Here is a 12,326-nt window from a genome sequence, read left to right as displayed (position 1 = left end):
GGGCTCCAGGACGTAATGAGCTATTCATAGTACGCCGTGAAACCCGCTTTGTCGCCCCGCTGATTTAATGGATTTTTGGCGCTGCGATTTCCAGCCAGTCCATCATGCCCTGCGCGGCATGACGCCCTTCCGCCATCGCCGTGACCACCAGATCCGCCCCGCGCACCGCGTCACCTCCGGCAAAAATCTGCGGATGACTGGTCTGATAGCGATAGCGGTTTTCCACGCTGGCGACGATCCGCCCCCAGTCATCGACGTTGACGCCCTGCGCCTGTAGCCACGGCATAGAATGCGGATTAAAACCAAACGCCATAATCACCGCATCGGCCGGCATCACAAACTCACTGCCTGCGACAGGCACCGGACGACGACGGCCCTGCGCATCGGGCTCACCCAGCGCGGTGCGCAGCAGGCGAATGCCGTTGACCTTACCCGCCTCGTCCAGCACCAGTTCGACGGGCTGGACGTAAAACTCAAAGTGCGAGCCCTCTTCTTTGGCATTTTTGACCTCTTTTTTCGAGCCCGGCATGTTGGCCTCATCCCGACGATAGGCACAGGTGACTTTTGCCGCGTGTTGGCGCAGCGCGGTGCGCACGCAGTCCATCGCCGTATCGCCCCCGCCCAGCACCACCACGTTTAATCCTGCGGTGTCGATAAACGGCTCGGATTCCAATGACGGCAGCCCCATCAGATGGCGAGTGTTAGCCACCAGGAACGGTAACGCGTCATGTACGCCCGGCGCATCTTCGTGCGGGATGCCCGCTTTCATTGAGCGATAGGTACCGACGCCGATAAATACCGCGTCATACTCGCTCAACAACTGAGTCATCGGCAGGTCTTTACCCACTTCGCAGTTGAGCTCGAAGTGAATGCCCATCGCGGTGAAAATCTCACGGCGTCGCGCCAGCAGCGATTTATCCAGCTTAAAGGCCGGAATGCCGAAGGTGAGTAATCCGCCGATTTCCGGGTGTCTGTCGTAGACCGTAACGCTCACGCCGTGGCGAATCAGCACATCCGCACACGCTAGCCCCGCCGGACCTGCACCGATAATCGCAATACGGTTATCAACGGGCGTGACGCCGCTCATATCGGGCCGCCAGCCTTTACTCAGCGCCTGGTCGGAAATGTAGCGTTCAATATTGCCAATCGTCACCGCGCCAGATTCATCGCGAACCGTGCAGGCACCTTCGCATAAACGGTCCTGCGGGCAGACGCGTCCGGTGATTTCCGGCAGACAGTTCGTTTGATGAGAAAGCGCGACGGCCGCGTCAATATCTCCGGCTTTGACACGCTCAATCCATTGGGGAATGTGGTTGTGCAGCGGGCAGGTCCATTCGCAGATGGAATGTTCGCCGCATTTCAGGCAACGCGCCGCTTCGCGGTTGGCCTGATCCGCGCTGAACGGTAAATAGATCTCGTCGAAATTATCGGCGCGCGCGGCCGGGCTGAGTTTGTCCGGTTCGCCGCGCGCTGGCAGAGCCTGCATCTGCTGAATTTTACTCTGTCGTGATTCGACTGCTGTCGCCGCGCGGTGCCACGGCTGCGCCTCCTGGCAAGCCGTGCGCAGACGCCGCATTTTGGCCAGGCGATTGAGTACTTCTGGCGTCACCAGCGTCAAGGCATCAGCCGGACAATTCTCCACACACGCCGGGCCATTCTGCCGGTCACGGCAGAGATCGCATTTATGCGCCGTGGCTTTGACGTGACCGTTAGATATCGGCGTCACCACGATCTCCATCGTGCCAAAAGGACAGGCAACAACGCAGGCTTTACAACCAATGCATTTTTGCTGATTCACCTGTACGCTATCGTGGCTTTTGGCAATCGCGCCGTTTGGGCAGCTTTGCGCACAGGGCGCATTTTCACAGTGGTGGCAGGTCACCGCGCTGCGCCGCGTGCCCTCTTTGAGCACCGTTATGCGCGGAACAAACTGGCGCTGGCTTAACACGTGTTGCTCATTATTGTGCGCCATCACGCAGGCCACTTCGCAGGCGTGACAGCCGATACATTGCAGGTTATCGGCCATAATAAAACGATTCATAGAAGCACCTGTTCTGGTAGCATTAACCCTGTTTTTTATAAGCATATGGTATTTACCGACCCCGGGGGTTCCAGGCAATGTTCAAATGCCCAAAAACCGGGACTAATTACGACTTACCTGTGGCAGATCAATTTATTTCATCGCAGGTGAAATTGCGTTTCAATAACGTTCTGGAAACCGTGTCATGATCGTTAAACGTCCTGTATCAGGAAGCCTGGCCAGGGCTTTTATCTCGATTATTTTGCTCTCCGTTCTGACCAGCGGGATTGCGTTGATGACGCTCGCCAGCAGCCTGCGGGATGCTGAAGCGATTAATATCGCGGGTTCTTTGAGGATGCAGAGCTATCGACTCGGCTACGATCTTGAGCGCAACAGCACTGCTTTCTCCGAACATCGCCAGCACTGGCAAAGCACCCTCAACTCTCCGGTACTGAAAGAGCTCGATCGCTGGTACGTGCCGGAATCGGTGAAAACGGGCTATCAGCAGTTACAAACAGCCTGGGCCGAGATGGACAGTCATCTTGAAACGGGAGATAAAGCCTGGTATCAGGACCATATTCAGCAATATGTCGAACGTATCGACACCTTCGTGCTCGCGCTCCAGCACTACGCGGAACATAAAATGCAGCTGGTGGTGGCGATTTCTCTGGCGGGCGGTGTGGGGATTTTACTGCTGGTGTTTATGACCCTGCGCGGGATCCGCCGTCAGGTGGTCGCGCCGCTCAATCATCTGGTGAACGCCAGCCAGCACATGGAACAAGGCCGATTTGACATTCAGGCTCAGGACACCCACCTGCCGAACGAACTTGGGTTGCTGTCGCGCACCTTCAATCACATGTCAGCCGAGCTGCATAAGCACTACCGCTCGCTGGAAATTTCGGTCGAAGAGAAGACTCGCCATTTAAACGAAGCCCACCAGCAGCTCGAAATGCTGTTCAAGTGTTCACAGGCGCTGAACACCAGCCAGATAGATGCGCATTGTTTCCGCCATATCATCCAGATCGTTCAGGAATACACGGGAATGAGCTACCTGGAACTGCAGGCGAGCGACAACTGGCAGCTTTGCGAAGGGGTGAAAAAACCAGAACAAGAGACGTTCTCCCTGCCGGTGGTAATGCAGGAAACACGCTTTGGCGATCTGCGCTGGCAGAGCGAAAGCGTGGTGCCGGAGCCCCTGATGAAAAGCGTGGCGACGATGCTCGGACGCGGCCTCTATTTTAATCAGGCACAGAAGCACTTCCAGCAGCTGCTGTTAATGGAAGAACGCGCGACCATCGCCCGCGAACTGCACGATTCCCTGGCGCAGGTGCTTTCCTATTTGCGCATCCAGTTGACGCTGCTCAAGCGCGCGGTGCCGGACGATAACGTTCCGGCGCAAACCATCATCACCGACTTTTCACGCGAGCTGAATAACGCCTGGCGCCAGCTGCGAGAACTGCTGACCACTTTCCGCCTGACGCTAAATCATTCCAATCTTCCTGCGGCCTTGCAGGAAGCGCTGGAAGGTCTGCAAAGCCAGACCCGCGCGAAGCTGGATCTCGACTGCCGGTTATCGTCCCTGGCGCTGGATGCGCAAAAGCAGGTCCATCTGCTGCAAATTGTGCGCGAAGCGGTGCTGAACGCCATCAAACATGCCGAGGCGACCGAAATTACGGTGAGCTGCGTCACCGCGCCGGACGGCGAACATACGGTATATGTACGGGATAATGGCATTGGTATTGGCGACGCCAGCGAACCGCCGGGGCACTACGGTCTGAACATCATGCGCGAGCGCGCCGAACGGCTAGGCGGTACGCTGGGCTTTTCACAGCCGCAGAACGGCGGGACGCAGGTGTGCATTCGTTTTCGCACCCCGGAACCGGATGTCGGTAAATAACGGTAAATTGCGGGAAGTCGTCATACCCATGCGACGCCACCAGGCAATAATCGACAGGGCGGAAAGTTAACAAGGCGCTGTAAATGCGCATGATAATTTACACTATCTCCTTTTTTTCTCCACGTTTGGCATCCGCCTTGCCGCTAGAGTTAAGCGGGCAATAAACAATAACGATTCGAAGCGAAACGAGGTCTTATTTTCATGGCGAATTTCTTCATTGATCGCCCCATTTTTGCCTGGGTGCTGGCAATTATTTTATGTCTGACGGGCACTCTGGCTATTTTGTCACTTCCCGTTGAGCAATATCCCGATCTGGCCCCGCCGAACGTGCGCATCACCGCGAACTATCCGGGCGCGTCGGCACAAACGCTGGAAAACACCGTCACGCAGGTCATTGAACAAAACATGACCGGGCTGGATAACCTGATGTACATGTCGTCGCAGAGCAGTGCAACTGGCCAGGCGACCGTTACGCTGAGCTTTACCGCCGGTTCCGATCCCGATGAAGCGGTGCAGCAGGTGCAGAATCAGCTGCAATCTGCGATGCGAAAACTGCCGCAGGCAGTGCAAAACCAGGGCGTGACGGTGCGTAAAACCGGGGATTCCAACATCCTGACCATTGCCTTCGTCTCAACCGACGGGTCGATGGATAAGCAGGATATTTCGGACTACGTCGCGAGTAATATTCAGGACCCGCTGAGCCGTATTAACGGCGTCGGCGATATCGACGCTTACGGTTCACAGTATTCAATGCGCATCTGGCTGGACCCGGCCAAGCTGAACAGCGTCCAGATGACCGCTACAGACGTCACCAACGCCATCAAATCTCAGAACGCTCAAATTGCCGTCGGGCAACTGGGCGGTACGCCGTCAGTGGACAAGCAGGCGCTGAACGCCACCATTAACTCCCAGTCGCTACTTCAGACGCCGCAGCAGTTCCGTGATATCACTTTGCGAGTGAATCAGGACGGTTCAGAAGTGCGTCTCGGCGACGTCGCGACCGTCGAAATGGGTGCGGAAAAGTACGATTATCTGAGCCGCTTTAACGGCAACCAGGCGTCTGGTCTGGGTGTGAAACTCGCGTCCGGTGCGAACGAAATGGCCACCGCGAAACTGGTCATCGACCGCCTCGATGAGCTGTCGCAGTATTTCCCGCATGGGCTGGAATACAAGGTGGCTTATGAAACCACCTCGTTCGTAAAAGCCTCGATTGAGGACGTGGTCAAAACGCTGATCGAAGCCATCGCGCTGGTGTTCCTCGTGATGTATTTGTTCCTGCAAAACTTCCGCGCCACGCTGATTCCGACCATCGCCGTTCCGGTGGTGCTGCTTGGGACGTTCGCCGTGCTGTACGCCTTTGGCTACAGCATCAACACCCTGACCATGTTCGCAATGGTACTGGCGATCGGCCTGCTGGTGGACGATGCCATCGTGGTGGTTGAGAACGTCGAGCGCATCATGAGCGAAGAGGGTTTGTCGCCGCGTGAAGCGACGCGAAAATCGATGGGACAAATTCAGGGCGCACTGGTGGGTATCGCGATGGTGCTTTCCGCCGTCTTTGTGCCGATGGCCTTCTTTGGTGGCACCACTGGCGCGATTTATCGCCAGTTCTCCATCACTATTGTCTCGGCGATGGTGCTGTCGGTGCTGGTGGCAATGATACTGACGCCAGCGCTCTGCGCCACACTCCTTAAGCCGTTACACAAGGGCGAACAGCACGGACAAAAAGGCTTCTTCGGCTGGTTTAACCGCATGTTTAACCGCAATGCGGCGCGTTACGAAGCGGGCGTGGCCAGAATCCTGCACCGCAGCCTGCGCTGGATGTTGATTTACGTCCTGCTGCTGGGCGGCATGGTCTTCTTATTCCTGCGCCTGCCGACATCATTTTTACCACTGGAAGACCGGGGAATGTTTATCACCTCCGTTCAGCTTCCGAGCGGCGCGACCCAGCAGCAGACGCTGAAAGTGGTTGAGAACGTTGAATCATATTTTTTCACTCATGAGAAAGACAACATCGTGTCGGTGTTCTCCACCGTCGGTTCTGGCCCTGGCGGGAACGGGCAGAACGTCGCGCGAATGTTTGTGCGCCTGAAAGACTGGGATGAGCGCGACAGTAAAACCGGCTCCTCCTTCGCCATTATTGAGCGGGCGACAAAAGCCTTTAGCCACATCAAAGAGGCGCGCGTCTTTGCCAGTAGCCCGGCGGCAATCAGTGGTCTCGGCAGTTCGGCGGGCTTTGATATGGAATTGCAGGATCACGCCGGGGCCGGACACGATGCGCTGATGGCCGCGCGCGATCAGCTGCTTGAGCTGGCGGGTAAAAACCATGAGCTGACCCGCGTGCGTCACAACGGCCTGGATGACAGCCCGCAGCTGCAAATCGATATCGACCAGCGTAAGGCGCAGGCATTGGGTGTTTCCATTGACGATGTGAACGATACCCTGCAAACCGCCTGGGGCTCCAGCTACGTAAACGACTTCATGGATCGGGGCCGCGTGAAGAAGGTCTACGTTCAGGCCGCCGCGCCGTATCGCATGTTGCCGGACGATATTAATCTTTGGTATGTGCGGAATAACTCCGGCGGAATGGTGCCATTCTCCGCCTTTGCCACTTCCCACTGGGAGAGCGGTTCACCGCGACTGGAGCGTTATAACGGTTATTCCGCGCTGGAAATCGTCGGTGAAGCCGCGCCGGGCGTAAGCACCGGGACGGCGATGGATATTATGGAACAACTGGTTCAGCAGCTCCCTGCCGGTTTTGGCCTGGAGTGGACGGCAATGTCCTATCAGGAAAGGCTCTCCGGCGCGCAGGCCCCTGCCCTGTATGCCGTCTCACTGCTGGTGGTGTTCCTGTGTCTGGCTGCGCTGTATGAAAGCTGGTCGGTGCCGTTCTCGGTAATGCTGGTGGTTCCGCTCGGGGTGATTGGTGCGCTGCTCGCCACCTGGATGCGTGGGCTGGAAAATGACGTCTACTTCCAGGTCGGGCTGTTAACGGTTATCGGGCTATCGGCGAAAAACGCCATTTTGATCGTCGAGTTTGCCAATGAGATGAATTCGAAGGGACACGATCTGCTGTCATCTACCCTGCACGCCTGTCGTCAGCGTCTGCGTCCCATTCTGATGACTTCACTGGCGTTTGTGTTTGGTGTTCTGCCGATGGCGACCAGTTCCGGCGCCGGGTCAAGCAGCCAGCACGCGGTCGGGACCGGTGTGATGGGCGGGATGATCTCTGCAACCATCCTTGCTATTTACTTCGTTCCGCTGTTCTTTGTGCTGGTGCGTCAACGCTTCCCGCTAAAAGAGCGGCCAGAGTAACAGCCATAAAAAAGGCGGCTCCAGGGCCGCCTTTTTAGCGTGTGATTTATTTAGGGTCAATCACATCATTTTTATAACTAAATTAAGTGCTCTTGCAGTTCTTCCTGAATGTCATTTACGAAGCATGTCTTCGATAAAATCTTTCCAGTTCCCCAGTTCACGTTCAATCATAACAACCTCTCTTATTATTATGCGTATTCTATGAGAATATATTGACATTGTGAAGATAATTTAATCAATGACTCCGATTGCCTCCCCCTACTGCTGTGCTGGCCCTGAGACAAATATGGTCCTATCTCCTTTAATTTTATGTGACCAATCGCAATATTTAGAAACAACCATACTCGCGGGTGATAATCTTATTTTGGACTGACTTTAAAGGAGATTTAAGGTGACTGGACATTTATGCGTAAAAGATGAAACACTATTCAGCTAACAGCTGTAAGTTGAATTAACCCGCATAGTCGATTCAGTCATAATGCGAATGTGTTATATTTCTCAAAACAATTTAAAATCGAAAATATTGAACATTTCGGATAAATAAAGACAAAAGGATTCACCATGATTGTGATGTACGGCATTAAAAATTGCGACACCATCAAGAAAGCGCGTCGCTTCCTGGAGGCTAATAATATCGAGTATCGCTTTCATGACTATCGCGCGGACGGCCTTGACGCAGAATTTCTGCATAGCGCTATCGCGGAACTCGGTTGGGAAGCGCTGCTGAATACGCGCGGGACCACCTGGCGTAAACTGGATGAATCTGTGCGCAATTCCATCACTGACGCCGCCAGCGCAGCAAAATTGATGCTCGAAATGCCCGCGATCATCAAACGCCCATTGCTCTGCGCGCCAGGGCAGCCTATGCTGCTGGGTTTCAGTGAATCCAGTTATACACAAATCATTTGAGGTGTAGTCTATGTCTTGCCCGGTCATTGAGCTGACTCAGCAGCTTATTCGCCGTCCTTCCCTTAGCCCGGACGACGCAGGTTGTCAGGCATTAATGATTGAGCGCCTGCGCGCCATTGGTTTTACCGTCGAGCGTATGGATTTTGGCGACACCCAGAACTTCTGGGCATGGCGCGGCCAGGGCGAAACGCTGGCCTTCGCCGGACACACCGACGTGGTGCCTGCGGGCGACGCTGACCGCTGGATTAATCCCCCTTTCGAACCGACTATCCGCGACGGCATGCTCTTTGGCCGAGGTGCGGCTGACATGAAAGGTTCGCTGGCGGCAATGGTCGTGGCCGCTGAGCGCTTTGTCGCCCAGCACCCGAACCACAAAAACCGCCTCGCGTTTTTGATTACCTCCGACGAAGAAGCCAGCGCCAAAAACGGCACGGTGAAAGTCGTCGAAGCGCTGATGGAACGTCGCGAACGTCTCGATTATTGCCTGGTCGGCGAACCGTCGAGCACTGAGATCGTCGGTGACGTGGTGAAAAATGGTCGTCGCGGTTCCCTGACCTGTAATCTGACCGTTCACGGCGTTCAGGGCCACGTGGCGTATCCGCATCTGGCCGATAACCCGGTTCATCGCGCCGCGCCAATGCTGAACGAACTTGTGGGCATTGAGTGGGATAAAGGCAACGAATTTTTCCCGCCGACCAGTATGCAGATTGCCAACGTTCAGGCAGGCACCGGCAGCAATAACGTCATTCCGGGCGATTTCTTCGTACAGTTCAACTTCCGTTTTAGTACGGAACTGACCGACGAGATGATCAAATCTCGCGTTATTGCCCTGCTGGATAAATATGAAATGCGCTACACCCTGGACTGGTGGCTTTCTGGCCAACCGTTCCTGACGCAGCGCGGCAAGCTGGTTGATGCGGTGGTTAACGCTATCGCGCACTATAATGAAATTAAACCGCAACTCCTGACCACCGGCGGGACATCAGACGGACGCTTTATTGCCCGAATGGGTGCGCAGGTTGTCGAACTGGGCCCAGTGAACGCCACCATTCATAAAATCAATGAATGCGTGAACGCGGCTGATTTGCAGCTACTGGCTCGTATGTATCAACGCATTATGGAGCAACTCGTCGCCTGACGACTGCTCTGAGAAGGAATAGCGAATGGACTGGCTGGCTAAATATTGGTGGATTCTGGTACTGGTGTTTCTGGTAGGCGTGCTGCTGAACGTTATCAAAGATCTGAAGCGCGTGGACCACAAGAAGTTTCTCGCCAACAAACCTGAACTTCCCCCGCATCGTGACTTTAACGATAAGTGGGATGATGACGACAACTGGCCGAAGAAAGATCAGAAAGATCAGAAGTAATCGTCAAACTCCGCACCCAACTGTCCCCTCTCCCCTATGGGGAGAGGGTCTGGGTGAGGGGTAATAACTCACATAAACTCAACGATATCGTCATCGTTCGGTTTACTGCCGCTTAATGCCTCATCAAAATAGTGCTTCGGCACGGTAAATTGCAGGTGATTCAGGGCGAACTGCATGCTGCGATCGTCAATGGCATGACCCAGTTCATCAACAATATCCAGCGTCACATCTCCCCCTTCACGAATCAGCGCTTCCTGAGCGGCCACCGCATGGGAAAGCTCAATCACGCGATCTTCCCCGCCGTGGATCAGGTGAATCGTCGTCGCTGTCGTCGCGCTCTGCGGTAACGTCGCGAAGCGTCCGTTAAAGGCAATCACGCGCGACACCAGCCCTGGCTGCGCTTTCACGCTCTCCAGCGACATAATCGCCCCCTGCGAAAAACCAATCAGCGCGGTAGCTCCGGCACCCACACCGCTCTGTTTTTGCCAGTAGCGCACGGTATCGATAAAGGTCGGCATGATGGCATCGATGCGCGCCTGACGATTATCTTCCGTTACGCCCTGTACGGAAAACCACTGACGCCCTTTGGGGCCACAAGGTTCTACGCCACCGATACTGACGATGAGCGCGTCCGGAAAAATCGGCGCAAACCAGCTGCCAATTTGCCCCATATTCGCCGCATTATCACCGACGCCATGAAACAGCAGCAGCAATTGCTGCGCAGGGCTGGAAGGGCTTTGGACAACAAAATGGTCGTGTTTCATGGCAGTCTCCTTAATTGATAGTCAGGATTTTACGCCTCTGGGGGGTAATGACCATGCCACTTCATTGAAGAAGTCATTGAAAAAATTGCCATTGCAAAATATCAGTTTTGAGCTGCTGGGAGCGGCGACTATCAATAAAATCAAGCGCCTGCTCGGCTTCGCTGCGCTGTTGTGCCAGCAACGCTTTGCGACCGGACAGCGCGCGATCGTTGTCGTTTTCAAGCTTCCCGCGCAGTCCCTGAAGCGGCAAATCCACCGCCAGCAAAAGCCGCGTGAGCGCCGCCGCAGAGGTAGAAAGCGGACGATGCGCAAAGGCGAAACCACCCAACTCCAGCCAGTCATCATCGTTAAGGGTAGACTCCCAGCAATCGTCCACCGGGATCTTTTCGGCGTTCCATTTTTCAATTATTCGCGCATCGCGACACAGCCGTTGATGTTCCTGCGCACAAAGCGCCTGCCCCGCCTCGCTGATGGGCTTCAGTGCCATCGCCGTGTAACACCCGCTGCTGGCCTCACGGTGAGTGCCCATTCGCACCAGAACAAAACCGCAGCGCTGCCAGAAGCGCCATAGCTCTTGCGTGTAGCCAAAGCTAACGGAAAGATAATCCTGCTGCGCATGATGACTTGCGCCGAGGACTAATGACTGACCGATGCCTTCTCGCTGACGCGCCGGATGAACGGCTACCCGCGTGACGCGCCTCCCTATCAGGGTAGCCGCCAGCGGCGATCCCCCGTGAGCAGCCAGAGATTGCGCCACCAGATTGCCGCGTGGGCGTCGGTAACCCGCCCATACCGCCTGACTCAACTGAGGTGCTAACCCGCCTTCATCGACCAGCCACAGCGCACCCACCAGGCCATCACCCGCGCGGGCGACGGCAAAATGCTGGCCCGGCGCGTCCATCATGCGACGTAAATCCAGCGGTGAGGTTCGATAATGGGCAGAGCAGAGTAGCGTGTAAATGTCTGCCGCGAGCTGCGGCTGACTCTCCCACGCATTTTGTTCCAGCGGGATAATTTCTGGCGAATCAACGGCGGTCTCATCGACGACGTCATCAAATAGCAGTGCGTTTGCCACGACGCGCTCCAGCGGACACCCCGCCGCCCAGCGAATGGGCGCAGAGAGCGTGAAGTGTTTCAGCCCGCTAAAGCGTGCACAGAATTTGAGTAAAAAACCGCGCCCGGTGCCTTCGTAACCTTGTACGGTCGTGGTCAGCAATACGCGCGGAAAACGCGACACCAGCTGTTCCAGCAGCGGACCTGGAATGGCGGCGGCTTCATCGACAATCAGCCAGTCGGCCTGTTGATCAGAGGCCAGCAGCGCGTCAGGTGCCATAAAGTGATAGTTATCTGCCGCGAAACGGGCGATCACTTCCGTCGCCCCTTTCGCTGGCGCGGTGACGATAGCGCGGCCCGGAATGCGGCTTAACAACATTCCCGCGAGGGCAGATTTGCCGCGGCCACGCGGTGCAGTCACCACCGCCACGCCTGCATTCATCTCAAGTAATGCCGCCAGGATCTCAGCCTGTTCGCGCTGCGGCTCGCCGCTGGCAGGCTGCCAGTCAGGTGCGGGAGGGAGAGTAAAATCGGGGAAAGGCTGATGCTGTTGCCAGACCAGCATGTCGGGATCGTGGCTCACCGTTCGGCAAAAGTGGCGGACAAAATGCGGGGTCGCTATCGGTTTTTCGCTGTCACTCCAGCGCACAGAATCGCTGTCGGGTTTTTCAGGCCAGACAGAAAAAGGCGGCGTGAGTAACACCAGCAGACTTCCGGCGCGTAACGTACCGCTGAGTGCGGCAAAAGCGGAGACATCAAAGCCGCGACGGGCATCGAAAATGGCGTGGTGGTATTCCCGCCCGAGCAGGTTTTTTAACGCCTGCGGTGCGCAGCTCGGGTCGACAGGCGCGTCGTTTCCAACCCACAGCCAGTCACCGACTAGCACGTCGCGCAGCGATAAAGCCTGCGTCTGTGACCACGTATCATCACCGCTTATTACCAGCAGTCGACGATGCCCTTCGCGCTGTAGCCGAGCCGCCAGACGTTCAACCATCACGACA

General features: G+C 55.8%; 9 protein-coding genes. 5 read left to right on the top strand and 4 right to left on the bottom strand.

Annotation, left to right across the window (positions count from 1 at the left end; genetic code table 11):
• Positions 1-64: 64 nt before the first annotated feature.
• Positions 65-2,041: a formate-dependent uric acid utilization protein AegA gene (gene aegA / locus C3708_RS16020; protein ID WP_103949706.1), complete on the bottom strand. Its 1,977-nt coding sequence runs from the start codon at positions 2,039-2,041 to the stop codon at positions 65-67.
• 184 nt (positions 2,042-2,225) lie between these two features.
• On the opposite strand from aegA, the gene narQ reads away from it, so the two are divergent.
• Complete coding sequence (gene narQ, locus C3708_RS16015) at positions 2,226-3,917, top strand: nitrate/nitrite two-component system sensor histidine kinase NarQ (RefSeq protein WP_103949705.1); 1,692 nt, start codon at positions 2,226-2,228, stop codon at positions 3,915-3,917.
• 201 nt (positions 3,918-4,118) lie between these two features.
• Positions 4,119-7,232, top strand: coding sequence for a multidrug efflux RND transporter permease AcrD (gene acrD / locus C3708_RS16010; RefSeq protein ID WP_103949704.1), 3,114 nt, complete (start codon positions 4,119-4,121; stop codon positions 7,230-7,232).
• 111 nt (positions 7,233-7,343) lie between these two features.
• Here the strand turns inward: acrD and ypfM are convergent, their stop codons facing one another.
• Entirely contained in the window at positions 7,344-7,403 is a 60-nt protein-coding gene (ypfM, locus tag C3708_RS16005) for a protein YpfM (protein WP_100780840.1), read from the bottom strand.
• A gap of 390 nt (positions 7,404-7,793) precedes the next feature.
• On the opposite strand from ypfM, the gene C3708_RS16000 reads away from it, so the two are divergent.
• From C3708_RS16000 to C3708_RS15990, 3 genes are read left to right on the top strand one after another with little or no spacing between them, the layout of a single operon-like run.
• Positions 7,794-8,141, top strand: a complete 348-nt coding sequence (locus tag C3708_RS16000; RefSeq protein ID WP_103949703.1) for an ArsC family reductase — start codon at positions 7,794-7,796, stop codon at positions 8,139-8,141.
• 10 nt (positions 8,142-8,151) lie between these two features.
• Complete coding sequence (dapE, locus tag C3708_RS15995; protein WP_103949702.1) at positions 8,152-9,279, top strand: succinyl-diaminopimelate desuccinylase; 1,128 nt, start codon at positions 8,152-8,154, stop codon at positions 9,277-9,279.
• Positions 9,280-9,304: 25 nt separating this feature from the next.
• A complete protein-coding gene (locus tag C3708_RS15990; protein WP_095282858.1) occupies positions 9,305-9,508 on the top strand; it encodes a YpfN family protein in 204 nt (67 codons plus the stop codon).
• Positions 9,509-9,576: 68 nt separating this feature from the next.
• Here the strand turns inward: C3708_RS15990 and ypfH are convergent, their stop codons facing one another.
• Positions 9,577-10,272 (bottom strand): esterase, encoded by a 696-nt coding sequence (ypfH, locus tag C3708_RS15985; RefSeq protein WP_103949701.1) that lies wholly within the window; start codon positions 10,270-10,272, stop codon positions 9,577-9,579.
• A gap of 73 nt (positions 10,273-10,345) precedes the next feature.
• On the bottom strand, positions 10,346-12,319 hold the full coding sequence (locus C3708_RS15980; RefSeq protein WP_103949700.1) for a tRNA(Met) cytidine acetyltransferase TmcA: 1,974 nt from the start codon (positions 12,317-12,319) through the stop codon (positions 10,346-10,348).
• Between the last annotated feature and the right edge of the window lie 7 nt (positions 12,320-12,326).

The sequence above is a fragment of the Lelliottia sp. 7254-16 genome (assembly GCF_002922995.1).
GTDB lineage: Bacteria > Pseudomonadota > Gammaproteobacteria > Enterobacterales > Enterobacteriaceae > Enterobacter > Enterobacter jeotgali.
Note: the sequence above shows the minus strand (reverse complement) of the source record. Positions and strands in the feature narration are given on the sequence as shown.